A 24,270-nucleotide genomic window follows, 5' to 3' on the forward strand; every position below is an offset into this window, starting at 1 on the left:
CGCGAGTGTCGTTGGCCTTACTTATCTTTACGGGCAAAACTATCCAAAGGGACAAGCTCTGGAAGCGGGGCTAACCTTATCTTTTGGCGATAATGACAATGAAACGACAGATGCGAATTTTGACGACGGGGACTCTTCGTTCTGGCATCTACGAGGCGGCATCGGATACGAAAGCCCACTAACGGGCTTGTCGCCCAACACAGCTTGGCGCACCGAGATCTGGGGGCAGTACACAACAGACCGGCTGCCCTCTGTCGAAGAGTACTTCCTTGGTGATCGCTACGCTTTGCGCGGATATCGTTTTGACGAAGTGGATGGTGATTCCGGGATTTCCGCGATTTTCGAAGTGTCTCATTCCTACTTCCCCAGTTCCCAGAGCATACATCGCTTAACGCCCTTTGCCTTTTTCGACGTGGGTTACATCTCGAACAATGACCCTGCGAGTTTCGAAGTTGATAATGCTACACTGGCGTCGACAGGTCTGGGTTTGGACATTGAGTTTAAGCAAAATCTATTCCTGTCCGGATATGTCGGTGTCCCTTTGAGAGACGGCCCTTTGACCGACTCTGGCGATCCTGGCGCGTATCTTGCTCTGACAACAAGTTGGTGAGGATGTTATGAAACTGAACCGAATTGCTGTACTTACCGCAACTTGTCTAATTGCAGAACTGGCCGCTACTCAGGTCTTTGCCCGCGGAAATCACTACGGGTGGTGCCGAGGCGTAGGGAACCCACACCAGTCGAGCCAAGGGTGCGGGCAGGCTGGCGGGCAAGGGGCAGGTAATCAAGTTACTGGTCCAACTCAGCCGGTGGCAAATCAATTGCCGCCTAAGGGAACGCAGCAAACGCCCACGTCCGTTACTGTTCCAGTCCTTGCGCCGGGCGCGGTCCCGAACGCAATTCCCGGTCAGGTTCCTATTGCGACACCGATAGCGGTTCCTGGTCAGGTTCCCACGCCGGTAGTAGCGCCGACCCTAACTCCGCCTCTGGCACCAAACGCGACACCAAACCGGGTTCCGACAGCTGTTCCAAATCAGGTTCCGCCATTGGCTACTGGTCCCACCGCGGTGCCCCCGCAAGTTCCGACTGCAACTCCCAATCAAGTTCCGGTCGCTACCCCTGGCCAGGTTCCGCCTCAACCCACCGGCCCAACAGCGGTGCCGCCACTTGTGCCCACCGCAACACCAAACCAAATACCAGTCGCAGTTCCTGGTCAGGTCCCACCTCAGCCCACTGGACAAGCTGCTGTGCCACCGCTCGTCCCGACTGCAACACCAAACCAGATTCCGGTCGCAGTGCCCGGCCGTGTTCCGCAACCCAGCGGTACTACGGCGACACCACCGCTTGTCCCAACCGCAACCCCCAATCAGGTTCCAACGGCGGTTCCTGGCCAGGTTCCACAGTTGACACCAAAACCGACGGCAACTCACGTGGCCGTCCCAGGACATCCGAAACCACAAGGCGTCGTGACAATCATGCGCCCAAAGCCGAGGCCGACAACCGGTACTGTCCAACAACCTGGCACAACACAAGTGACCCACCATTTAACCCACCAAAGTAATGCGAAGAAACACGATCACGTCGCAGCAACACCTGGACGACATGACCCGCACGACCTACCGAGGTTCCGCAACGCGGCGGCCAAGGAAGACTGGGAATGCGTTGCCAGCGGATTTGGACAGCGCCGGTATGATGCTGGGCGAGGCGTGTTGCTGAACAACGGAGCGTTGCGGCACCTCGGAAACGTGGACGCAATGGCACGCGATGTACCGGCACGACATCCAAAACACTCTGGCTGCATTATTTCGGTCAAACGAAAGCAGCGATGAAATAGTTCGGCATTCATCACGGCACGCGCCATCGCAAAGACCTTAAGCCAACATGGAAAAAACCTCGGCAACTCGCTGAAAGGTCCAATAGCAGGCGATAGCCGCACATCCACCGGCTAAGCCAACTCGTAGGGACATCCACAAGCTGGAGTTCACGCGCCGACACATTATCAAGGCAGGCCAGAGCGCAAGAATAATGGCGACCTGGCCAAGTTCGACGCCTAGATTGAAGGCAAGTAGGCTTTGCCAGATGTTTGGGGATGTGACCTGCAAGATCTTTTGCAACACAAAGCTAAACCCAAGCCCGTGCAAGAGACCAATCAGCGTTGTCAGAAGCACCATCGTGACCTCTGAACGCGCGTTGTCCATGGAAGTCATAAACGCTGCTGCGGCTGCAAAAATGATAGAAAGCGCGATCCCGGTTTCAACGGCAGGAACAAACCACGCGCCCGATGGTACAAACCCGAAAAACCCCAGCGACAGCGTTACGCTATGCCCAACGGTAAAACCGGTCGCACGCAGCAATAGCGCCCTGAGGGTCTGCGCTCCAATGACCAAACACACAACAAAAAGAACATGATCCAATCCTTCGAGGATATGTCGTATACCTTCCCAGACAAAACTCAGGAATCCTCCATACCCCTCTTGCTGAACCACCAATGGTTCAGTCATCAGGCCCCGAGATCGGAATATCTGCGGTGTGTCCGACGCGTAGTCGAGAATGAGGTTGGCCGTTTGGTCCTGATCGGGCAAGCCGGGGTCCAGCACGTTGGTAATGCTGTAAGATTGGACCGGGCCGTCAGTGTCATAATGCAGGAGGAGATCGACAATTGTGTCACCAACAAATAACGGTGGCGTTAAGGCCGTTTCGGTGTCCACGGCCTGTTGAGCTTCGGCCAAAGTCGCAAATCCGGGCTCATTTCCAACTCGATGCAAGCGAACGGACTTAACTGTTCCTCTTAAGCGTTGATTGTCGACCAACAGATGCAACCCACCTTCGGCGAATTGCCCCAGCCCATTAGGATCGCTCATGACAGCCTGCAAGTCGACAAAGTGGACCAACTGACCGTCGCTCAGAGCATTAGTCGTGAATGGTGCAGCTTTCGGCAAGGCATCACCATCCTGATCACCGACCTTGTCTGCAACCAGATAAGGCATGGGCGTACGGATGTAGACACGCAGACCGTCTTCGGAATGCTCGACATGCGAAATTCGAACGTTGAGGTTTAGCAAAAAATGCGCCGATGCTGACAGCGTCAGTGACAAAAGCACTCCGACAAACAGAGCGCCGAAAGCAAGAACCTTTGGACTTAAACGCTCATGCATTTGGATCTCGGGCCTCGATTACAGTTAATCCATCCAGCTTCCATTGCCCTGACTCAGACACAACCTCGGCTAGCACCCGGAACGTAACCGCGCGTATATGAGCGTGTCCCCAATGACCGCCTTGGGCTTTCACTGTCCATTTTGCCAGAGAGCTAAATCCACCCGGTTTAAGGGTCGGGTCAACGCGCTCTACTTTCAGGGCACTAATATCTGTAAGTGTAGCAAGACTGCCTCCTGGCGTTCGGATTACGAGACCACGTTCTACCTCTGTTGCGATGTCGCCCAGAGACGCTGCCGTTACAATGTGGGCCAGCTCTGCCTTTCTTGCTTCCGACGAAGTTTCCAGGGTCACCGTGTTCAAGTTTTCGACCATCGAGCGCAGTATATCTTCCGCAACCTGTTGCTCAGGGGGCTCGGGTTTTTTCCACGGTGACTCCGGCAAATATCCCGAAAATGTCAGGGTTGCCGAAGCAGCGGCAGTCATAGTTACGCAACTGATGCGCTTTGCAACCTTGTCCTTGCACAGCAGGAAGAAACCAAGTGAGGCGGCACTGATCATCCCGGCGATCAAAGCCACTGCCGGGTTCTGCCGTTTCTGCTGCTCAACTGGAATCCGATTAACTGATGCTTTTTCGTATTGGAGCAAGTGGTTCTGCCAGTGAAACTGGGGGTCCGCTGGTGTCACAGCTCCAAAGAACGGCCCGGCGATATCGTTTGAAATGGTCGCGACGCGGGAAATCTCCTCGTCAAACATATCCCATGTGACTGCCACCTGATTGGGAAGGTCTGCCGATGAGAAAGACAGAATAGCCCCGATAAACGCATTGTTCACGGACACTTCCTTTCCCGGTTCGACAACCTGAAAACCCTGCGATGTCAGCTCCAGGAGTTTTGCAGTAGCGTTTGAAGGTTGCGCTGATTTGCCATCAATGGTCACCGGGTTACGAGAAGCCAGGAAGGACGCCGCCTGGTTTACGATTAAGGCGCTACGCTGTGGCGAAAGTGTTTGTCCCACTGTGAAAGTTTCACCAATCCAAGGCGCGAGTTCTCGCAAGCGGATCAGCGTCTCATGCCGAACTTCACGAGGTTCGATGTAAAGAAAGGTGGAAGTTCCGTCCTGCGCTTTTCGATTCAGGCTTTCAGCAGAAAAACGGCTATCCCACGGATCAGGCCAGTGAATCCTTAACTCTGCTGGCTTTGACAAGAAGCGGAAATCCGTGACCGGAACCTCTCGGTCAAAAACCTGCATCCCGATTGTCACCAGGGGTTCGTCATCCCGCGATGGAGGCATTATAGTCAGCTCTTCGGGAAGTGAATTTTGAAACGGAAAGAACACTTCGAGGAACAAAACACGCGGATCTGGTGGCGGGCTCGGCACAATTTGACCCGAGAATGGATCGCGCTGACCCGCAAGCGGTGAGGCCCGGTCTATGCGCGTTCGGTATTCTAACTTTCTGATTTCAGCGTGTAGGGCCTGTCCGTCCCTTCCAACAATCGACAGCGCCCGACTTTCGGCTTGGGCAGAACTTTGTTCAGCCTCTGGCTCATCCCTGACGAAATCGGATGACCAACCGATTGGCAGCATATCCGAAAACAACGGAATATCTTCGACATAGACTTCAAGGTCGACGTAGACCCCATCATCTTTGACATGAAGGACAGCGATATTGCGGGCGACTTCTGATCCGTTAGTCAGAACGACATCCGCCGAAACGGCTTGTGCACCTGGGGCCATCAGGCTCAGCATCAGGAATAGTCGGTACAGATACTGCCAAATCTGAATTTTGTTCACTCCTGAACGTTAATTATCCGGCATTGGCGGTGGCGTGTAACCATCCCATTTGCCGGCTTGAACCTTTTCAGAAGGCTCTTTTTCTTTTGAACGCGGTGCATTGATGTATTCGTCGCTCACAGCTGGTGGCAGAGCATATTCGTCAACACTCGCTTCCCGAACAACGATCTGATCCTTGGTCACGTTGATCACCTGTAGATCTCGTGCGAGCGTCAGAGGCCCATCGTAAGTCGAACGGACGCCTTCCAAAATCGCCTGATAATTTTCTGGTGAAAGAACAGAGTGATACCCTAGGGCCATGCGTGGCTCGACAGCGGACATAACTTTGCCGAAAGCCGCAGGTTCCGTATGAACGCGCGTAGCTACATAAGTCGCCTGTTTCATGTCCCAGCCAAAATAAGGGGCTAGCGCATCCGGTGGTAGAAACGCCTCGTGAGAAGCGAGGTCCGCCCCTTTGGCATATTCTACATACCATTTGTTCGGGTATGTATCGCCACCAAAGACATATTTCAGTCCATTCCATTCTAGAGAGTAGCTTACCGAGCCATCTAGACTGTGGATCGCTGGCCAAGAACGGATAGTTACGTCGTTCTCCTGATAAACAATCTCGTTTTCCTGCATGTAATCGAATTCAGTGACTTCGAGCTTGGCGCCATCATCCGGCAGCGCGCCCGTTCGCGTGGCCAAGTCCCAGGCGTAAGCTTTGGACATGCCCTCAACATAGGCTTTGGTGCCCAGTTCATCTTCTGATCCGGACGGGCCGAAGATGCGGAGCGGGGTATATCTGCCTGAAAGCCAACCTCCGACGTGGAGGCCCATGAAGTCTCCAACGTGATCAACATGCAAATGGCTGAAGAAGACCTTGTCGATCTTTGCGAAGTCCGGTCGCAGCGAGAACAGGTTTCCCGTTGCGCCAGTTCCTACGTCAAACAGAAAGACGTCCCCATTCCCAAGTTCCACGTAAAACGAAATCGAAACGGCTGCCTTGGTTTGGTTTGGCATCCCCGTTCCCAATGCCGTGATACGCATCTCATCCTCGCCGAGGATTTCAGTGTTGGGAAAGTAAGACGCGGGATATACACCGTTTTCGATTTCAGTGGCACTCCGACCCGTCGGCAAGGCGTTTTGCGCCGTGGCTGTGCCAGCCAGCGTCATGCCTAATGCCATCAATGTACCGGCTGCGGTTTTCATAAAGTTATTCATTGATCCCCCCTTTCAAAGCGAAGCCTCTTAAGAGAACACGAATTCGTGAACCTCTCGTTCACCATAGACAACTCTACGGTAGATCCATAGACTGCTCTATGTCAAATGAAGAATGCTGTAATCTGAATGTCAGAAACTGTCACCCGAGCCTCACCCAAAAACGCCGCGACCAAGGAAGACTGGATATTGCTGGCCTACAAAGTCCTCAACGAGGGCGGTGTTTCCGCGATAAAGGTCGTGCCAATGGCAAAGCGAATGAACCTGACAAGCGGTAGCTTTTATTGGCATTTCAAGAACGTCCGTGAGCTTTTGGATGAGGTTCTCAGATATTGGGAGCAGGAACTGACTGACAACGTGATCACAAAGGCAAAGACATTTGGCGGCCCCCCAAAAGACCGTATTCTTCTCCTTATGAAAAAGGTCATTGAAGAGGACGCCGCCTTGCCGGACCACGCCGTATCAGTCTGGGCAAAAACTGATGAAAAGGTGCAAGAAGCGTACCAAAGAACCATCGGTAAACGCTTCCAGTTCGCCGCTTGGATGTTTGAACAGGCCGGGTTCTCGAAAGAAGAAGCGAAAGCGCGTGGAAGACTGATGGTCACTTCGCTGATGGGAGACTCTTCGACCGGTCTGAAGGCGCAAGGCGATTGGGAAAAGGTTATAGAACGCGAACACGCAATTCTTGTTGGAAAGTAGAAAGAATATCAGGGTTACGTACAGTTTTCAGTAATAGCACGGGCTTGAAAAGTCCTCATTTGTTCAAAACCCGATCGCCGCTGTGGGCGCGCTTCGATCAGCCAAACGTCGTTGGCAGTTCGATGAAACAAATGACCATCGTACCTGCGGTGTGGTTAACATTAGGAAACACTCGCTGCGTTTGAGAGTTGGCATTGAATCCGAACGATCGGATCGGGAAATCTTTAACACTTGTAGCAAGACCAACACCTGGAGGATTAGAAACTCGCGTCGATCTTTCTGGAGTTGATCCGTTTGACAGGCTCAACAATCCATTGATTATGTGCGCATGACCAAAGCTCAACGACCGCCAAAACCAAAACCCTTTCCTTACACCCCGGAGCCGGACCGCTATGAGCGGATGGTTTATCGGCGATGTGGGCGGTCGGGTGTGAAGCTTCCTGTTGTCAGCCTGGGCCTGTGGCATAATTTCGGTGCAGACTCGACGCACGAAAACAAGCGAGCAATGTGTCGGACCGCGTTCGACCATGGGATCACTCACTTTGATCTGGCGAACAACTACGGTCCACCACCTGGTGCAGCCGAAGAGGCATTTGGCGAGATCCTCAAAACGGATTTCGCGGGTTACAGGGATGAGCTGATCATTTCCTCAAAGGCTGGCTACGACATGTGGCCGGGACCCTACGGAGAATGGGGGTCGCGCAAGTACATGATTGCGTCCTGTGACCAATCACTCGCGCGCATGGGTCTTGATTACGTCGACATCTTTTATTCCCACCGCTTTGACCCCGACACCCCGCTCGAAGAGACGATGGGCGCGTTGGATCATATCGTACGGTCGGGCCGCGCGCTCTACGCAGGTATCTCGAGCTACAACTCCCAACGCACGCGCGACGCGGTGAAGATTCTCAACGACCTTGGGACACCTTGTCTGATTCACCAGCCTTCTTACAACTTGCTCAACCGGTGGGTGGAGCGGGACGGATTGCTCGATACTCTGGACGATCTTGGGGTAGGATCGATTGCATTCACGCCGCTGGCACAAGGCATTCTAACGTCAAAATACCTGCGCGATATTCCAGATGGCAGCCGTGCTGCACAAGGAAAGTCACTACTTGATGGCATGATCAACGAGCGGTCCTTGGCAAGTGTCCGTGCTCTGAACAACATGGCTGAGGCACGTGGTCAGACTCTGGCGCAAATGGCTCTGGCCTGGGTGCTCAGAGCCGGAAGGGTGACGACCGCCCTTATTGGTGCGTCCCGACCCGAACAGATCGTGGATTGCGCGGGCGTTTTTGAAAATCTCGAGTTCAGTGCTGAAGAGTTGGAAAAGATCGATGAAATCAGTTCGGAAGAAGATATCAATTTGTGGGCGCGGTCGTCAGAAACAGAATGATAATCCAAAGAAGCCCACACTGCCGCAGCCTATAGAACTTTGGATTGACGGCGGGTTCAACTTCTTCAGTTGTCCCAAACAACTATAAAAAGCGATCGACCCAAAGACGAACTGATTGTGATCAACAGTATCTCGTCGTCTCAAAACTATGGTGTGACGGTGCAAGTCGGTTACACAACGCCCGAGTTTCCAACCTCGGTGGAGGCTTGTTTTCTTTCGGAAATTACCTCAAGGGAAGATCGCTTGGCCTACCTTCGCAAAATAGCATTGGGCGAAAACCCGGATTCTCTGCAAGAGTTTTCTGATCAAGCGGCGGTCTGCGCCGACTAAAACTGCACTTCGCTCGGAAGCCCCGAGAGCAATGCCATAAGCGAGATTTCAACACCTATCCGTCATGGCATGGGCCAATCCGTGATCGCTTCATTGACGATTCCGCATTTCCCGTCCGCTTTGATCGACAACCGGAGTAAATTTGTCATTGGTGCGCTAAAAACGGCGGCTCAGCTGCAAGCCAGCGTTGCGACCTCAATGCCCCGCCCCGCACGCCTTGGTATCAATTCACCTGACAATCTGCAGATGAAACCATCCGGCCCACCCAAAGGGCAGGCCGGACTGCGTGAGTGGTTGTACTTAGTCGTACAGAACGGCCGAGATTTTCGGGTCATCAATGTTCGAGGCATCGTAGTAGTAGAAACCTGTGTCGATTAGACCTGGAACCTCTTCCCCGTTCAGAGCCGCAACTGCTGCCTTCACCGTCTCGTAGCCGATGCCGACCGGGTTTTGCGTGATCGCGCCGGCCATCAGACCGCTCTTGATTGCGTCTTTCTGAGCTTTGCCGCTGTCATAGCCGATGATGACCAAATCCTCGGTGCCCAGTTCCTGAACGCCGTTCACAACACCGATGGCCGAACCTTCGTTGGTGCCGAAGATGCCATTCAGATCAGGGTTCGCCGTCAGGATCGCCTTGGTGACTTCGGTCGATTTCAGGTGGTCGCCCTGGCCGTACTGAACCGTGACAACTTCGATATCCGGGTACTTCTCAGCCATGCGATTGACGAAGCCGTCGCGACGGTCGATGCCGGTGCGGCTGGTCTGGTCATGCGCAACAACCGCGACTTTACCCTTGCCGCCAATTTTCTCGGCCATCTTGTCAGCGGCAAGCCCGGCTGCCGCCAGGTTATCCGTTGTCGCGGTCGAAAGCGGAATGTCACTGTCAACACCGCTGTCGAAAGCGATGATCGGAATGCCTTTTTCGTTGGCTTGCTTCAAAAGCGGGATTGCAGCTTGGCTATCCAAAGCGGCAAAGCCGATAGCTTTGGGGTTATTGGCCAAAGCGGCAGCCAGCATATCGATCTGACGGTCCACCATTGTCTCATTGTCTGGGCCTTCGAAGGTGATGGTGACATTGAACTCATCAGCCGCTTGTTCCGCACCCGACTTCACCGCCTGCCAGAACTGGTGCTGGAAGCCTTTGGATACCAGCGGGATGTAAATCTCTTCGGCTGCCGCCATCGAAGCGGGTCCTGCCAGGGTGGCTGCGCTCAGCGCCCCCAGAATGAAACGACGTGTTAACATGTTTTCTCCTCCAGTTGGTCGTTTTGGTCTTTGATTTAGTTGCTTAGTCATCCCGATTTCTTGCGCCGCGCCATGTCGGCGTAGACGGCCAGGATGATGATTGCTCCGGTCACAACGGTCTGCCATTCCTGTGCGACGGACAGCACGCGCAATCCGTTGGTCAGCACGGCCATAATCAAGGCACCAATGAGCGTACCCAGGATTGTCCCGCGCCCGCCGGACAGAGATGTCCCTCCGATGACCACGGCAGCGATCGCTTCCAGTTCGTAACCCAGTCCCAATGCCGGTTGCGCGGAATTCAGACGCGAGGCGATGAGGATTCCGGCGATTCCGCAGATCGCGCCGGCCAGCGCATAAATGCGCATCTTCCACATGTCGGTATTCACCCCTGACAGGCGCACCGCTTCTTCATTGGAGCCAAGCGCGAAGGTGTAGCGGCCCAGAACCGTGCGCCCCAGAATGTAGGATGCCGCGATGGCAACCAGGAACAGGATCAGCACACCGTTCGGGATGGGCAGCGACGGGAAAATCTCTCCGATCAGTGACCCGCGCGAAATCAGGTCGAAACCCGGCGTGTCGTTGAAATATATTGGCCGCGTCCCCGAAATCACCAGTGACAGGCCTTTGAGGATCAGCATCATCCCAAGCGTGGCGATGAAGGGCGGAATTTTCATTTTCGCGACGAAAGTGCCTGAGCAAAGTCCGCAAAATGCGCCCGCCGCAATGGCTGCGGCAACGCCCAACAGCAAGGGCATGCCGAGATACGTTAACACCACGCCCGCGATCACGGCGCAGAAGGTCATCAGCGTACCAACGGACAGATCAATCCCACCCGTGATAATGACCAGCGTTGCTGCGACGGCCAGAACGCCGTTGACCGACGTTGCCTGCAGAATGGCGATCATGTTCGAGGTCTGCATGAAGTTGGGTGATGCAATGGAAAAGCCGATCAGCAACACGATCAAACTGGCAAAGGCCAACAGCTTTTGACACGCGCCACTGTCCGCAAGGCCCGAGAGTGGCTTTTTCTTTTCGATGTCGGTTGCTGTGGTCATTGGACTGTCCCTGTTACCTGCATCGCCGCCGCACGTTGCGTGGCCAGATGCATGATGTCTTCTTGTGTGGTGTCTTTTCCGCCGGGCAGAATGCCGGTCAGTCGCCCTTCACACATCACGGCGATGCGATGGCTGAGGCGCATGATTTCGGGCAGTTCGGATGAGATCACGATGATCGTCTTGCCCTGTCCCGCCAGTTCTTCCAGCAGCTTGTAAATCTCGGATTTTGCGCCGACGTCGATGCCGCGGGTGGGTTCGTCAAAGATCAGAATATCGCAGTCACGCAGCAGCCATTTGGCGATGACAACTTTCTGCTGGTTGCCGCCTGATAGCAGGCGAACCTCCTGAACATCTGATGGCGTCCGAATGCCCAATTGTTGGATATAGCTTTTAGCGGTGTCGCTGATTTCACCATCGTGCAGAACTCCGCCTGCGCCGGTGAACAGGTCCATCGAGGCAAGGGCGATGTTGTCGCGTACATTCATACCGGTGGCGAGGCCGAAATGCTTTCGGTCCTCGGAAAGGTATCCGATCCCCGCTTTGACGGCGTCTGTGGGTGATTTGATCGACACCACCTGACCATGCACCCGGATTTCGCCACTATCCTTGGGGTCCGCCCCGAAAATGGCGCGCGCGACCTCAGTGCGCCCCGCCCCCATCAGGCCGGCAAAGCCCAGAATTTCACCCTTTTGGACCGAGAAGCTGACGTCCTGAATTTCGTTGCTCCGGCTCAGCCCGGTGACCTGCAGAGACATCTCAGCATCACCCAGATCGGGCACGTCCAGCGGTTCTTCTTTGACCTCGCGGCCGACCATCATGGCGATGATCTGGCTGATCGGGGTTTCAGCAGCCCCAACGGTTCCGACATATTCCCCATCGCGCATGACCGTCACGCGATCCGAGATCTGCTTGAGCTCGTCCATCTTGTGGCTGATGTACACGATGCCCACGCCCTCGGCCTTGAGGCGGCGAATAATGACGAAAAGCTCGGCAATCTCGGCGTCATTCAGGGCCGCCGTGGGCTCGTCCATGATCAGCACTTTGGATCGGAACGACAAAGCCTTGGCGATCTCGACCATCTGCTGTTTCGCAATGGTCAAGCTGCCCACCAACGCCTTCGGATCAAGGCTGAGATTCATCGAAGCAAAGATTTCGGCGGTCTGCGCATTCAGCGCGGCCTCGTCCAAACGCCCAAAGCTTTTACGCGGTTCACGCCCGATAAAGATGTTTTGAGCGACGGTCAGGTCGTTCATCAGGCTCAGCTCCTGATGGATGATCCCGATGCCCAGATCCTGCGCCTCACGGGGGGTTGTCGGGCTGACTTCGCGCCCTTCGATCTTCAGCGTTCCACCATCGCGCTGATAGATGCCTGACAGGATCTTCATCAGCGTGCTTTTCCCGGCCCCGTTCTCACCCATCAGCGCGTGAACTTCGCCCGGTTCAAGATCGAACTGCACGGATTTCAGCGCGTGCACGCCGGGGAAGAACTTATCAATCCCCGTCATTTCGACCAATTTATTCATTTTCCCTCCCATGTGCCCCTCTCCCTTGGGCCAACGCGGATCACATCACCGCGCCGATTTGCCAGGGGACGAATTCAACGCCCCCAAAGCCAAGTTCCTCGCTTTTGGTTTTTTGGCCCGACGCAACGCGGATGAGCATTTCGAACAGCTCTTCGCCTTTTGCCTCGATGCTGATCCCGTCAGTCACGATGTCACCGCAATTCAGGTCCATGTCGTCGGCCATGCGGGCATACATCTCGGAATTGGTGGCCAGCTTGATACAGGGCGTCGGCTGATACCCCGAAACCGAGCCGCGCCCGGTAGTGAATACGATCAGGTTTGAACCCGACGCCACTTGTCCGGTGACCGAACACGGATCGAACCCCGGGCTGTCCATAAAGACGAACCCGTGCTTGTCGACCATCTCACCGAATTTGTAGACATCGCGCAGAGGGGCTGTACCTCCTTTGGCAACGGCCCCCAGCGATTTTTCAAGAATGGTCGTGAGGCCACCGCGCTTGTTGCCGGGGCTTGGGTTGTTGTCCATCTCACCGCCATTGCGAGCAGTGTAGTCTTCCCACCAGTGGATACGTTCGATCAGCTTTTCGCCAACTTCGACTGTTTCGGCCCGCCGCGTCAGCAGGTGCTCTGCCCCGTAGATTTCCGAGGTTTCCGACAGGATCGTCGTGCCCCCGTGGCGCACCAGCAGATCCGAGGCATATCCCAGCGCCGGGTTCGCCGTGATCCCCGAATACCCATCGGAGCCACCGCATTGCATGCCGACCGTAATGGCACTGATCGGAGCAGGGGCGCGTTCGGCGTGATTGGCCAGTTCGGCGATGCCGCGCAGCTCTTCCAGCCCCCGTTCGATGGTGCGCCGCGTTCCCCCCTCGTTCTGAATAGTCATGTAACGCAGGGCACCGTCAGCGCGGATTGGACGACCGCCGACAAGGTCCGCGACCTGCATGACCTCACACCCAAGCCCAATCAGCAGAATACCCCCGAAATTCGGATGCTGTGCATACCCGGCCAGCGTTCGGAACAAGGTGGCATAGCCCTCATCCTTGCCGGACATTCCGCAACCGGTCCCGTGCACAATCGGCACCACACCGTCCACATTTGGGAAACTGTCCAGCAGGCCGGATTTTTCTGCCGCCTCAGCGATAAAACGAGCCACCGATCCCGAACAGTTCACGGTGGTCAGAATGCCGACATAGTTTCGGGTGCCCACCTTACCGTCGGCGCGATGGTATCCGTCGAATGTCCGCTCTTCGGTCAGAGTGGGTAGTGGCGCGTTCGCGCTGGCATGTGCGTAGTCTTGCTGATGCGCACCCATACCAAGGTTGTGCACGTGTATATGTTCGCCCGGCGCAATATCGCACTTGGCCTGTCCGATGATCTGGCCATAGCGAACAACGTTTTCGCCCGCCTGGATTGGTGACACCGCAATTTTGTGACCGCGGGAAACAGGCCCAACCAACGGCAACGGAACATACGCTGGTTTCTCACCCGCCTGCAGGTCGCGCAATGCAATGACGATATTGTCCTGCGGATTAAGCTTCACGACGTCCCGCGTCGCCTCTTCCAAAACATCTATGCCGCCGTGTGCTTGCATCTCTTCCCCGCTTGCTTGGCCAATGTTGCTAAATCCAAAATCGCCACTTGTCAACTAACATGTTAGAATGCTAAATTGCTTAGCATGAACAAACACCAAGATATTGATGCCGCGCTGCTGCCTGAGATCACGACGATCGATGGGCCGCTGACTCAACGGGTTCACCACTCTTTGAAGCAGGCGATTCTCTCGCTTGATTTCCCTCCCGGAGCGAATCTCCGGAAAGCGCCTGTGTGTGAGCGATTGGGCGTATCTCGTGCGCCTGTTGCCGACGCGATCGCGCGTCTGGCCTCTGAAGGGCTGGTGGACGTAGTGCCGCAATCCGGCACCCGCGTATCCTATTTCTCGATGGACGAAATTCGCGAAGGCGTTTTCCTGCGCGAGGCGCTTGAGCTTGCAACCGTCGCCAAGGTCGCGCGCGATCTGACCGACGATCAGCGCAAACGGTTAAGCCGCAACATGCGTCTGCAGGAACTGCTGATCGAGGATGAGGACATCCCCGGCTTTTATCAGGCAGACGAAGAATTCCACGGCTTACTGATGGAGTTCACCGGATTCCGACGTCTTGCGGACGTTGCGCAAACCGTATCGTTGCAGGTTAGCCGTGCCCGTATGTTGCTGCTGCCGACACCCGGCCGAATAGCTGAGACTTTGGCAGAACACCGGGCGATTTTCGAAGCAATTAGCAATCGCGATGAACAGGCTGCGCAGGACGCCATGCGCACCCACCTTGGGCAGCTGATGCCGCGTATCGAGCAGCTGGAACAGCAACAGCCCCATTTGTTCAACCTTACTCCACAGTCGAAGAGCGAGGCAGGATGACCGTTTCCCAGACAGAATTACTGAACAACCGCACTGCGCGGCCCGTTCCTCTGACCCGAATGGGATTCGGTGGGGCACCGCTGGGCAATCTGTACCGCAAAGTCTCGGACGAGGACGCGCAGGCTGCATTGCAAGCCGCCTATGACGCAGGTATCCGGTTTTTTGATACCGCACCCCAATATGGGCTTGGCCGGTCAGAGCATCGGTTTGGACAGGCGATTGGCCGGTTCGGTCGCGAGAACATTCAGCTCTCGACCAAGATCGGTCGCCTGTTGCTGGATTGCGAGCCGCATGAGGTGACACCCGAAGCCTTCGTCGATGTACCGCAGAAACGGATCGTGTTCGACTATACCTATGACGGAGTCATGCGGTCTTACGAGGCCAGCCGCGACCGGATCGGTGTGGCCAATTCAGACATTCTTCTGGTCCATGATGTCTGTGTCTTCAGCCAGGGCAGTCAGGAAATGTCGGATGCCAAAGTGCGAGAGCTTTTTGACGGCGGGGGGTACAAAGCGCTGACGGAATTGCGCGATGCAGGCGAAATCGCTGCAATTGGGGCGGGCGTAAACGAATGGCAGGTTTGCGAAAGGCTTCTTGGGCTGGGGGATTTCGACGGGTTCCTGCTGGCCGGACGCTATACGCTGCTGGAGCAGGAAGCGCTCGACAGTTTCCTGCCACTTTGTGAGCAGCGCGATGTCGGGATTATCCTCGGCGGACCGTACAACTCAGGCATCCTCGCCACCGGAGCTGTGCCCGGGGCCAAGTACAACTACGCGGACGCTCCCGAAGACATTCTGGACCGGGTCCGCAAGATCGAAGCCGTGTGCGCAGCCCACAACACTCCGCTGATTGCGGCGGCGTTGCAATTTGTCCTGGGCCATCCTTGCGTCAAAACAGTTGTACCCGGGGCCGTCAACGCATCCGAAGTCCAATCCAATGTGGCACTGATGGAGCGTGACATTCCTCCGGGTCTGTGGTCGGACCTGCGATCAGAAGGCCTGATCCGACCGGATGCGCCTCTGCCAAGCGAGACTGCAGATGCTGCGTAACATCGACCCAATCCTGTCGCCAGAGTTGCTGTATACCCTCAGGGCCATGGGCCACGGGGATGAAATCGTCATCGCAGACGCGAACTTCCCGGGTTCCAGCAGCGGACCGGATTGCATCCGGGCGGATGGATCTTCGGCCAGTGAAGTGTTGCAAGCGGTCTTGTCGGTGATGCCGTTGGACACATTCGTTTCTGATCCGGCGTTGACCATGCAGGTTGTCGGCGACCCGGATGCAATTCCTGACGCAGTCGCGGATTTTCAGCGCATCATCGACACAGCCGCCGACAACCCGGCCAAGGTTCAGGGCTTGGATCGGTTTGCATTCTACGAGCGTGCGGCCAACGCTTTTACCATCGTTCAAACGGGCGAGCGCAGGCTTTATGGCAACATCATCCTGAAGAAGGGTGTGATCGGATGAAGATTGACGCGCATCAGCATTTCTGGGCTTTGGAGCGCGGCGACTATGGCTGGCTGACGCCCGATCTGGACGCGATCTACCGAGATTTCACGCCGGACGATCTAATACCATTGCTTAAGGCCGCTGGGATCGACGGCACGGTCCTTGTCCAGGCAGCACCCACAGTGGCCGAGACCGAATACATGCTCTCTCTGGCCGACCAGAATGCCTTTATCAAAGGTGTTGTTGGCTGGGTGGATTTCGAAGCTGATGATGTTGGCGCAAAGATTGCTACTTTGGCCGCGCACCCAACACTGGTCGGTCTCCGCCCGATGATACAGGACATCGCTGATCCTCTGTGGATGCTTGACGACACGCTGTCTTCAGCTTTCGAGGCTGTTCAACGGCATGACCTGACCTTCGATGCGTTGACCTTGCCCCAACATCTGAGCCCGCTCAGACAACTTCTTCAGCGCTACCCCGATATGCGTGTGGTCATCGACCATGGATCGAAACCGTTGATCAAAGATGCGATCTTGGACGGCTGGTCCGAAGACATGTCGACATTGGCCCGAGATACCAGTGCATGGTGCAAGCTGTCCGGCCTTGTGACTGAGGCTGCCTCAGACTGGACGATCGAAGACCTGCGCCCCTATGTCGATCACCTGCTGAATACCTTCGGCCCTTCGCGTCTGATTTGGGGCAGCGATTGGCCGGTTTGTACTTTGGCCAGCAGTTACGAGCGTTGGTGCGAAACCACCGACACGCTGCTGACACAGCTCAGCACCGCAGAACGCCAGGCGATCATGGGTGGTAACGCCGCCCGCGCCTATAACCTCAGGGATTGAAATGAACATACCTACATTGGAACCAAACGGGCTGTGGCTCGGCCGTGTTGAGCGTGCCGGGGTCGGACCCAGCGTGGTCACCCTGCGCAATGGGCAGGTTGTCGACATTACGACGAAAACGGCACCAACCGTCCGGGACATTCTGGAACGCGACGACGCAGCGGACTATGTGCGCAACGCCCAAGGGGAAGATATCGGCCCTTCGGACGCCGACCACCAATGGCTCGCGCCGTGCGACCTGCAGGCGGTTAAGGCCTGTGGTGTCACATTCGCCGGCTCCATGGTCGAACGTGTGATCGAGGAACAGGCCGCCGGTGATCCCGCCAAAGCCGATGCGATCCGCGCGCGCATCGGGGACCGGATCGGAGACAGCCTCTCGAATATCGTACCGGGATCGGACGCGGCGGGAGAGGTCAAAGAAGCACTGATCGCTGAAGGCCTCTGGAGCCAGTATCTGGAAGTTGGGATTGGTCCAGATGCCGAGGTGTTCTCGAAGGCGCAGGTCCTTTCCTCAGTCGGGTTTGGCGCGGATATCGGGCTACACCCCGTTTCGACTTGGAACAACCCCGAGCCCGAAGTTGTTCTGGCCGTGACTTCAAAGGGCGAGATCAAGGGCGCAACGCTGGGCAATGATGTGAACCTACGCGATGTTGAGGGACGGTCAGCTCTGTTGCTGAGCAAAGCCAAGGACAACAATGCCTCTTGCGCGATCGGGCCGATGATCCGGTTGTTCGATGATGGATTCACTCTGGATGATGTACGTCAGGCTGAGCTGACGCTGACTGTCACCGGACCGGATGGGTTTGTCCTAAACGGCAACTCATCGATGTCTCAGATCAGCCGCGATCCTGCTGATCTTGTGAAGCAGACAATCGGACGCCACCACCAATATCCGGACGGGCTTATGCTGTTTCTCGGCACGCTCTTCGCCCCAACCCAAGACCGGGACACTCCAGGCGGCGGGTTCACGCACAAACTTGGCGACGTCGTCACCATCGCCAATGCGCAACTTGGGGCACTGACAAATACAGTGCGCCTGTCGACGGAATGCCCTGAATGGACGTTTGGGGCGTCACACTTGATGCGAAACCTCGCCCATCGCGGCCTGCTGTAAGAGAGAACAAATATGTTGACTGGAAAACACCTGATCGCCGGCGAATGGGTCGGCGCAGATGCGACTTTTGCATCCGAACCTGCGCATGGACCAAGCCATGACTTTTCTGTGGGGACAGCGGCATTGGTCGATACCGCGGTGGAAGCGGCCGAAGCGGCGTTTTCCACTTTCGGGTGGTCTTCTCGTACCGAACGCGCCGCGCTTCTACGCAAGATCGCGGATGAAATTAACGCGCGCGGGGATGCCATCACCGAGATTGGCACTCAGGAAACCGGCTTGCCCGAGGCGCGTTTGCAGGGGGAACGTGGCCGTACGGTTGGCCAGCTGCGCCTCTTCGCCGATCACATCGAAGCGGGTGATTATCTGGACAGACGCCATGACCCGGCGATGCCGGATCGAGCACCCCTGCCTCGCCCTGACTTGCGTATGATCCAGCGCCCGCTGGGTCCTGTTGCCCTGTTTGGCGCGTCGAACTTCCCATTGGCCTTCTCGGTTGCGGGGGGCGATACGGCGGCGGCGCTGGCCGCAGGATGCCCGGTTGTCGTCAAAGGCCATTCGGCCCATCCCGGCACGGGCGAGATCGTGGCGAAAGCCATCGACGCCGCCATTAAGGCGACCGGGGTTCACCCCGGAGTGTTTTCTCTGGTTCAAGGCGGCAAACGGGATGTCGGCACGCGCCTGGTGCAGCATCCGCTGATCCGGGCGGTGGGCTTTACCGGCAGCCTGGCGGGCGGCCGCGCCCTGTTTGACCTGTGCGCACAAAGGGATGAACCCATTCCGTTCTTTGGCGAGCTGGGCTCAGTCAATCCAATGTTTATCTTGCCGCAAGCAGCAGCCGCGCGAGGGGCCGAGATCGGCACAAGTTGGGCGGCTTCGCTGACGATGGGCGCCGGTCAGTTCTGCACCAATCCCGGCATTGCCGTGATCATTGACGGACCCGATGCCGAAGCGTTTCAGGCGGCAGCCGAGACCGGCCTATCCGCCGTAGCCGAACAGACAATGCTGACCGACGGAATTGCGGCTGCGTATCGCGACGGCGTTTCGCGCGTCGCCGCCGGAACAGGTGTTTCCAAGATCATGGGCACCAGTTGCGAGACACGCGATGCCGCGCCTTACCTGTTCGCTGTTTCCGGCGATGACTGGCTGGCCGACCACAAGCTGCAGGAAGAAGTTTTCGGACCGTTAGGCATCATCGTGCGCGTGAAAGACACCGCTCAGATGCAACAGATAGCTCGCGCCATCGAGGGGCAACTGACCTGCACACTACATCTGGACGCAGGCGACAAACCCGACGCTCAGGCGCTGCTTCCGCTGCTGGAACGAAAGGCGGGGCGTCTGCTGGCCAACAGCTTCCCAACCGGCGTCGAAGTCTGCGACAGCATGGTCCACGGCGGCCCCTACCCCGCCTCAACCAACTTTGGCGCGACTTCCGTTGGCACATTGTCAATCCGGCGTTTTCTGCGGCCGGTTTGCTATCAGGACATCCCAACCGACCTTCTGCCCGAGAAACTGTGAGGCACCCAATGACGACATTCGAACCATCCAACCGGCTTGCAGGCAAAACCGCCCTGATCACGGCTGCGGGGCAGGGCATTGGCCGCGCTACGGCTGAATTGTTTGCAGCCGAAGGTGCACGTGTGATCGCCAGCGACATCAACGATGCTTCGCTTGCAGAATTGGGCGGTATCGCGGGTATCGAGCCGCTCAAGCTGGACGTAACAGACAATGAGGCCGTGACAGCCGCTGTGGCCGACCTGCCGAACCTGGACGTTCTGTTTAACTGTGCGGGCTATGTTGCGGGAGGCTCAATCCTTGAGTGCAGCGAAAAGGACTGGGACTTCAGTTTCGATCTCAACGTCAAAGCCATGTTCACGCTGATCCGCCTGACCCTTCCGGGAATGCTGGAAGCAGGCGGTGGGTCGATCATCAACATGTCGTCGGTCGCATCATCCATGAAGGGCGTGCCCAACCGGTTTGCATATTGCGCATCAAAGGCAGCGGTCATTGGCCTGACCAAATCCGTCGCTGCAGATTTCGTTACTCAAGGCATACGTTGCAACGCGATTTGTCCCGGAACCGTCGACAGCCCCAGCCTGCATGACAGGCTGCGCGCCACTGGTGACTATGAACAAGCAATGACGGATTTCATTGCACGTCAACCGATGGGTCGTATTGGTACAGCGGAAGAAATCGCAGAACTGGCTTTGTATTTGGCCAGCGATGCCAGCAAATACACTTCGGGCCAGCCTTTTGCCATTGATGGCGGCTGGACGATCTGAGCAGGAAGGAACCTTACAATGAAACTGCTACGTTATGGTGCCAAAGGCGCTGAAAAACCCGGTATTTTGGCGTCGGACGGCTCAGTTCGTGACCTTTCCGGCGTTATCGATGACATCTCGGGCGACACGCTTGGCGACACCGTTCTTGAGAAATTGCGGGCAACAGATGTGGACAGCCTACCGGTGGTAGATGGCGATCCACGCATCGGCCCTTGCGTCGGCAATGTCGGCAAATTCATCTGCATTGGTCTGAACTATGCCGATCACGCCGCGGAAAGCGGTATGGACCTTCCTGCTGAGCCAGTGATTTTCTTCAAGGCCACCTCGGCCATCATCGGCCCCAACGATACGGTCGAAATCCCGCGCGGCTCGGTCAAAACCGACTGGGAAGTGGAGCTGGGCGTGGTCATCGGCAAAGAGGCCAAATACGTATCCGAGGCCGAAGCCATGGACCACGTCGCCGGGTATTGCGTTATCAACGACCTGTCAGAACGTGATTTTCAACTCCACCGCTCAGGCCAATGGGTCAAAGGAAAGTCTGCGGACACATTCGGCCCAATTGGCCCTTGGCTGGTGACAAAAGACGAAGTGCCTGATCCGCAAAACCTGCCCATGTATCTTGAGGTGAACGGACACCGGTACCAAGATGGGTCAACCAAAACGATGCACTTTGGTGTGGCAACTGTGATCTCACACTTGTCGCAGTTCATGTCTCTGCAACCCGGTGACGTGATTTCGACAGGAACACCTCCGGGTGTGGGTATGGGGCAAGAACCTCAAACCTATCTGAAGCCAGGTGACACAATAGAACTTGGGATTGAGGGATTGGGCGTGCAGCGACAGGATGTCATCGCTGGATAGTGGAGCCTCAGCCTGTGAAGCTTTGCTTGGCGCGATCACCAGGATCGGTACAGCAGGTCGAATGTCTGGGCTATCATCGGGTTGTCTTTGCGGCGTTCCAACGCCACGAAACACAGGCAAGCAGGAACTGACACGGAATTGCAGACGGCAAGTCCGAAGGATTGTTTTTGATGGAGCGCGATGGAATCGCGGCACAGGCTCAGGCCAATGCCCGATCTTACCATTTCAAGCATCGAAGCTTCTTGATCCACCAAAGCGACCACATTCGGGCGACGGTCCTGACCTTCAAAAACCTTGGCCAGAAGGCGATGGTGAACAGAGGCTTCGGGAGTGCCAATCCAGGGAAGAGCTGCAAGCGAAGACCAGTCGGAACCTTCCACCTGTTTCTGCCAGCCAGCCGGCCCTATCACGCGATACGCGAAATCGGCCAGCTTAATGGCATGCACGGGATCGCCGCCGTCCGACCCGATGCTGGAAAGGTCATCCGGTCCACATAGGTAGAACCCGGCGTCGACCCGACCCCGTCTGAGCCATGTCAGGATGTCTCCGCTGACCCCCTGTATCAGCTCGGTTTCTACATCAGGATGTTCTGAGCGCAGATGCGCCAATAGACGGCCCAACCGAATGAACTCCGGATCTACGATCGTGCCAATCGTCAGTTTTCCACTCAATCGACCAACACGCTGGCGGGCACTACGTTGAAAATCACTGACTGCGTCGAGGACTTGTTGAGCCTTAGCTAAAACCGCTGCGCCGTCGTGGGTTATCTGCAACCCCGTTGCGGTTCGGTTGAACAGCGTAAGCCCCGTCTCTTCACCGAGACGCTTGATTTGATGGCTGATGGCCGGCTGGGTGAGGTTCAACACTTCGGCCGCACGTGAAACGCTGCCTTCACGGGCCACCGTCACAAAGGCCAGTATGATGTTAATATTGGAGAAACGGTCCATATAAAATTTTCTAATATGGCATTGTGCGAATTGTCATTAGCTTTTTGCGTGCTGCTACTGCAGAGATCAATAAAACCAGCGTTCTGGGAGGTAGCGTTAACCGCATCGTCGACTTGTGGCGGTTAAAAAGTTCCGGATGCAATAGGACAGCATCCCCTATTCCCTCTGGTGCGCAACTGGCAACGAAAAGACTGAATAGGTGGAAGACAAAAATGTCTGACGGCGCAAACAGGTTTGACTATATCGTAGTTGGTGGCGGATCAGCGGGGTGCCTGATGGCCAACCGGCTGAGTGCTGACCCTAAGAACCGGGTACTACTGCTTGAGGCAGGCAAGCCTGATACCTACCCTTGGATACACATCCCCGTTGGGTATCTTTTCTGCATCGGCAACCCGCGCGCAGATTGGATGTACAAGACCCAACCGGCCAAGGGGTTGAACGGGCGAAGCCTGCTTTATCCACGCGGCAAGACGCTCGGCGGGTGCTCCTCGATCAACGGGATGATCTACATGCGGGGTCAAACCCGCGACTACGACAACTGGGCTAGTCTCACCGGCGAAGAGGCCTGGAACTGGGAAAACTCGCTGGCCGACTTTAAGGCACATGAGAACCACTACAAGCTTGACGCCGGCGCCGACCCGCACACCGGCAACAACAGCCGGTTTTCTGACCTGCACGGGCATGGCGGTGAATGGCGGGTCGAAAAGCAGCGGCTGCGTTGGGACGTCTTGGACAGTTTTGCCGATGCCGCTGTCGAAAACGGCATCTCCAGAACCGATGACTTCAACTCTGGCGACAATGCCGGGGTGGGATACTTCGACGTCAACCAGCGCTCGGGCTGGCGTTGGAACACGTCCAAGGCGTTTCTGCGCCCTGCCAAATCCCGTCAGAACCTAACGATCTGGACTGAGGCGCAGGTCGAGAAGTTGACCTTCGCCAAAGGAGAGGACGGTCGGTTGCGTTGCACCGGCGCGGTTGTCCACCACAAGGGGCAGCCCGTCACGGTCAAGGTTTCAAAAGAATTGGTTCTGTCAGCTGGTGCCGTGAACTCTCCGCAAATCCTGCAACTGTCTGGGATAGGCCCGGCGGCGCTTCTTAAAGAGCACGGGATAGATGTGGTGATGGATGCGCCCTACGTCGGCGAGAACCTGCAGGACCACCTGCAAATACGTGCGGTATATAAGGTAAAAGGCACCCGGACGCTGAACACCCTGGCTAATTCCCTGGCAGGCAAGGCTAAGATAGGTCTGGAATATGTGCTGAAACGCTCTGGCCCGATGAGCATGTCGCCCAGCCAGTTGGGGGCTTTCACCAGATCTGATCCTAAGCGCCCACACGCCAACCTCGAATACCATGTCCAACCGCTTAGCCTTGAAGCCTTTGGTGAAGACCTGCATGACTTCCCTGCGATTACCGTCAGTGTATGCAACCTGAATCCGACCAGCCGCGGCCATGTCCGCATCGCGTCATCGGATTTCCGTCAGCCACCGAACATTACGCCCAACTATCTAGATACGGAGGAAGACCGCAAAGTGGCCGCCCAAAGCCTGCGGCAGGTGCGAGAAATCATGGCGCAGCCCGCAATGGAAGCTTACGAGCCGGAAGAATTCAAACCAGGCATCCAATATCAAACTGACGAGGAACTGGCCCGGTTGGCGGGCGATATCGCCAGCACGATCTTTCACCCAGTTGGCACGATCAAGATGGGCCGCGAGGACGATGAAACCGCTGTTCTCGACCCGCATCTACGTATGAAGGGAGTGGCTGGCCTACGCGTCGTTGATGCCTCCGTCATGCCGGAGATTACCAGCGGCAACACCAACTCACCCACAATCATGATCGCAGAAAAAGCCGCAGGCTGGATGCTGGCAGGCCAATAGGCCCTTCCAGCATTCGGGCATAAGAGTTTCTGGGAGGAACCATGCGCAATTCATTTTCCAATCTTCCGCTGACCGGCGTGAAGG

The 24,270-nt window shown here is 56.3% G+C and carries 20 protein-coding genes; 12 read left to right on the forward strand and 8 right to left on the reverse strand.

The features are described from left to right. Positions 1-610, forward strand: a 610-nt coding sequence (locus GOV53_RS20270) for a ShlB/FhaC/HecB family hemolysin secretion/activation protein (RefSeq protein WP_170470054.1), incomplete at its 5' end; no start/stop codon positions are given. A 1,261-nt stretch (positions 611-1,871) separates the two neighbouring features. On the opposite strand, the gene GOV53_RS20275 is transcribed toward GOV53_RS20270, so the two are convergent. The 3 genes from GOV53_RS20275 to gntH are packed head-to-tail and all read right to left on the reverse strand — an operon-like array spanning position 1,872 to position 6,150. After that, positions 1,872-3,155, reverse strand: coding sequence for a HupE/UreJ family protein (locus GOV53_RS20275; protein ID WP_170470057.1), 1,284 nt, complete (start codon positions 3,153-3,155; stop codon positions 1,872-1,874). Continuing rightward, positions 3,148-4,902, reverse strand: coding sequence for a hypothetical protein (locus GOV53_RS20280; protein ID WP_170470060.1), 1,755 nt, complete (start codon positions 4,900-4,902; stop codon positions 3,148-3,150). The genes GOV53_RS20275 and GOV53_RS20280 overlap by 8 nt, the downstream gene beginning before the upstream one ends. Positions 4,903-4,956: 54 nt before the next feature. Beyond that, entirely contained in the window at positions 4,957-6,150 is a 1,194-nt protein-coding gene (gntH, locus tag GOV53_RS20285; protein ID WP_170470063.1) for a guanitoxin biosynthesis MBL fold metallo-hydrolase GntH, read from the reverse strand. Positions 6,151-6,276: 126 nt separating this feature from the next. On the opposite strand from gntH, the gene GOV53_RS20290 reads away from it, so the two are divergent. Next, positions 6,277-6,846 carry a TetR/AcrR family transcriptional regulator gene (locus tag GOV53_RS20290; protein ID WP_170470066.1) on the forward strand — a complete coding sequence of 190 codons (570 nt, stop codon included), beginning with the start codon at positions 6,277-6,279 and terminating at the stop codon, positions 6,844-6,846. Positions 6,847-7,174: 328 nt separating this feature from the next. After that, positions 7,175-8,242, forward strand: a complete 1,068-nt coding sequence (mgrA, locus tag GOV53_RS20295; protein WP_170470069.1) for an L-glyceraldehyde 3-phosphate reductase — start codon at positions 7,175-7,177, stop codon at positions 8,240-8,242. A 630-nt stretch (positions 8,243-8,872) separates the two neighbouring features. Here the strand turns inward: mgrA and GOV53_RS20300 are convergent. Genes GOV53_RS20300 through GOV53_RS20315 form a run of 4 tightly spaced genes read right to left on the reverse strand, consistent with a single transcriptional unit; the run spans position 8,873 to position 13,989 of the window. Beyond that, the gene (locus tag GOV53_RS20300) at positions 8,873-9,817 is read right to left on the reverse strand and encodes an ABC transporter substrate-binding protein (RefSeq protein ID WP_170470072.1); all 945 of its coding nucleotides are present in this window, start codon (positions 9,815-9,817) and stop codon (positions 8,873-8,875) included. A 47-nt stretch (positions 9,818-9,864) separates the two neighbouring features. Beyond that, the gene (locus GOV53_RS20305) at positions 9,865-10,872 is read right to left on the reverse strand and encodes an ABC transporter permease (protein ID WP_170470077.1); all 1,008 of its coding nucleotides are present in this window, start codon (positions 10,870-10,872) and stop codon (positions 9,865-9,867) included. Beyond that, on the reverse strand, positions 10,869-12,395 hold the full coding sequence (locus tag GOV53_RS20310; protein ID WP_170470079.1) for a sugar ABC transporter ATP-binding protein: 1,527 nt from the start codon (positions 12,393-12,395) through the stop codon (positions 10,869-10,871). Before GOV53_RS20310 ends, GOV53_RS20305 begins: the two co-directional genes overlap by 4 nt. Before the next feature lie 40 nt (positions 12,396-12,435). Further along, positions 12,436-13,989: a UxaA family hydrolase gene (locus GOV53_RS20315; protein WP_170470082.1), complete on the reverse strand. Its 1,554-nt coding sequence runs from the start codon at positions 13,987-13,989 to the stop codon at positions 12,436-12,438. Between the two features lie 84 nt (positions 13,990-14,073). Here GOV53_RS20315 and GOV53_RS20320 point away from each other — a divergent pair, with 84 nt between their 5' ends. Genes GOV53_RS20320 through GOV53_RS20355 form a run of 8 tightly spaced genes read left to right on the forward strand, consistent with a single transcriptional unit; the run spans position 14,074 to position 21,359 of the window. Continuing rightward, positions 14,074-14,811, forward strand: a complete 738-nt coding sequence (locus tag GOV53_RS20320; RefSeq protein WP_170470085.1) for a GntR family transcriptional regulator — start codon at positions 14,074-14,076, stop codon at positions 14,809-14,811. Next, entirely contained in the window at positions 14,808-15,860 is a 1,053-nt protein-coding gene (locus tag GOV53_RS20325) for an aldo/keto reductase (RefSeq protein WP_170470088.1), read from the forward strand. Before GOV53_RS20320 ends, GOV53_RS20325 begins: the two co-directional genes overlap by 4 nt. Next, entirely contained in the window at positions 15,850-16,278 is a 429-nt protein-coding gene (locus GOV53_RS20330) for an RbsD/FucU family protein (RefSeq protein ID WP_170470091.1), read from the forward strand. The genes GOV53_RS20325 and GOV53_RS20330 overlap by 11 nt, the downstream gene beginning before the upstream one ends. Then, positions 16,275-17,105 carry an amidohydrolase family protein gene (locus GOV53_RS20335; RefSeq protein ID WP_170470094.1) on the forward strand — a complete coding sequence of 277 codons (831 nt, stop codon included), beginning with the start codon at positions 16,275-16,277 and terminating at the stop codon, positions 17,103-17,105. The genes GOV53_RS20330 and GOV53_RS20335 overlap by 4 nt, the downstream gene beginning before the upstream one ends. A 1-nt stretch (position 17,106) precedes the next feature. After that, complete coding sequence (locus GOV53_RS20340) at positions 17,107-18,219, forward strand: fumarylacetoacetate hydrolase family protein (RefSeq protein ID WP_170470096.1); 1,113 nt, start codon at positions 17,107-17,109, stop codon at positions 18,217-18,219. Positions 18,220-18,231: 12 nt separating this feature from the next. Beyond that, entirely contained in the window at positions 18,232-19,734 is a 1,503-nt protein-coding gene (locus GOV53_RS20345) for an aldehyde dehydrogenase (NADP(+)) (protein ID WP_170470099.1), read from the forward strand. A gap of 8 nt (positions 19,735-19,742) precedes the next feature. After that, a complete protein-coding gene (locus tag GOV53_RS20350; RefSeq protein WP_170470102.1) occupies positions 19,743-20,498 on the forward strand; it encodes an SDR family oxidoreductase in 756 nt (251 codons plus the stop codon). Positions 20,499-20,516: 18 nt separating this feature from the next. Beyond that, a complete protein-coding gene (locus GOV53_RS20355; RefSeq protein ID WP_170470105.1) occupies positions 20,517-21,359 on the forward strand; it encodes a fumarylacetoacetate hydrolase family protein in 843 nt (280 codons plus the stop codon). Positions 21,360-21,394: 35 nt separating this feature from the next. Here the strand turns inward: GOV53_RS20355 and GOV53_RS20360 are convergent, their stop codons facing one another. Beyond that, positions 21,395-22,306, reverse strand: coding sequence for a LysR family transcriptional regulator (locus GOV53_RS20360; RefSeq protein WP_170470108.1), 912 nt, complete (start codon positions 22,304-22,306; stop codon positions 21,395-21,397). Positions 22,307-22,518: 212 nt separating this feature from the next. On the opposite strand from GOV53_RS20360, the gene GOV53_RS20365 reads away from it, so the two are divergent. Further along, complete coding sequence (locus GOV53_RS20365; RefSeq protein WP_170470111.1) at positions 22,519-24,186, forward strand: GMC family oxidoreductase; 1,668 nt, start codon at positions 22,519-22,521, stop codon at positions 24,184-24,186. The last annotated feature ends 84 nt before the right edge of the window (positions 24,187-24,270 follow it).

The sequence above is a fragment of the Ruegeria arenilitoris genome (assembly GCF_013035315.1).
Taxonomy (GTDB): domain Bacteria; phylum Pseudomonadota; class Alphaproteobacteria; order Rhodobacterales; family Rhodobacteraceae; genus Ruegeria; species Ruegeria arenilitoris_D.

Coding starts and splice junctions, on each gene's coding strand:
- GOV53_RS20275 (WP_170470057.1), bottom strand. CDS start 3,155: ATGCATGAGCGTTTAAGTCCAAAGGTTCTTGCTTTCGGCGCTCTGTTT.
- GOV53_RS20280 (WP_170470060.1), bottom strand. CDS start 4,902: ATGCTGAGCCTGATGGCCCCAGGTGCACAAGCCGTTTCGGCGGATGTC.
- gntH (WP_170470063.1), bottom strand. CDS start 6,150: ATGAATAACTTTATGAAAACCGCAGCCGGTACATTGATGGCATTAGGC.
- GOV53_RS20290 (WP_170470066.1), top strand. CDS start 6,277: ATGTCAGAAACTGTCACCCGAGCCTCACCCAAAAACGCCGCGACCAAG.
- mgrA (WP_170470069.1), top strand. CDS start 7,175: ATGACCAAAGCTCAACGACCGCCAAAACCAAAACCCTTTCCTTACACC.
- GOV53_RS20300 (WP_170470072.1), bottom strand. CDS start 9,817: ATGTTAACACGTCGTTTCATTCTGGGGGCGCTGAGCGCAGCCACCCTG.
- GOV53_RS20305 (WP_170470077.1), bottom strand. CDS start 10,872: ATGACCACAGCAACCGACATCGAAAAGAAAAAGCCACTCTCGGGCCTT.
- GOV53_RS20310 (WP_170470079.1), bottom strand. CDS start 12,395: ATGAATAAATTGGTCGAAATGACGGGGATTGATAAGTTCTTCCCCGGC.
- GOV53_RS20315 (WP_170470082.1), bottom strand. CDS start 13,989: ATGCAAGCACACGGCGGCATAGATGTTTTGGAAGAGGCGACGCGGGAC.
- GOV53_RS20320 (WP_170470085.1), top strand. CDS start 14,074: ATGAACAAACACCAAGATATTGATGCCGCGCTGCTGCCTGAGATCACG.
- GOV53_RS20325 (WP_170470088.1), top strand. CDS start 14,808: ATGACCGTTTCCCAGACAGAATTACTGAACAACCGCACTGCGCGGCCC.
- GOV53_RS20330 (WP_170470091.1), top strand. CDS start 15,850: ATGCTGCGTAACATCGACCCAATCCTGTCGCCAGAGTTGCTGTATACC.
- GOV53_RS20335 (WP_170470094.1), top strand. CDS start 16,275: ATGAAGATTGACGCGCATCAGCATTTCTGGGCTTTGGAGCGCGGCGAC.
- GOV53_RS20340 (WP_170470096.1), top strand. CDS start 17,107: ATGAACATACCTACATTGGAACCAAACGGGCTGTGGCTCGGCCGTGTT.
- GOV53_RS20345 (WP_170470099.1), top strand. CDS start 18,232: ATGTTGACTGGAAAACACCTGATCGCCGGCGAATGGGTCGGCGCAGAT.
- GOV53_RS20350 (WP_170470102.1), top strand. CDS start 19,743: ATGACGACATTCGAACCATCCAACCGGCTTGCAGGCAAAACCGCCCTG.
- GOV53_RS20355 (WP_170470105.1), top strand. CDS start 20,517: ATGAAACTGCTACGTTATGGTGCCAAAGGCGCTGAAAAACCCGGTATT.
- GOV53_RS20360 (WP_170470108.1), bottom strand. CDS start 22,306: ATGGACCGTTTCTCCAATATTAACATCATACTGGCCTTTGTGACGGTG.
- GOV53_RS20365 (WP_170470111.1), top strand. CDS start 22,519: ATGTCTGACGGCGCAAACAGGTTTGACTATATCGTAGTTGGTGGCGGA.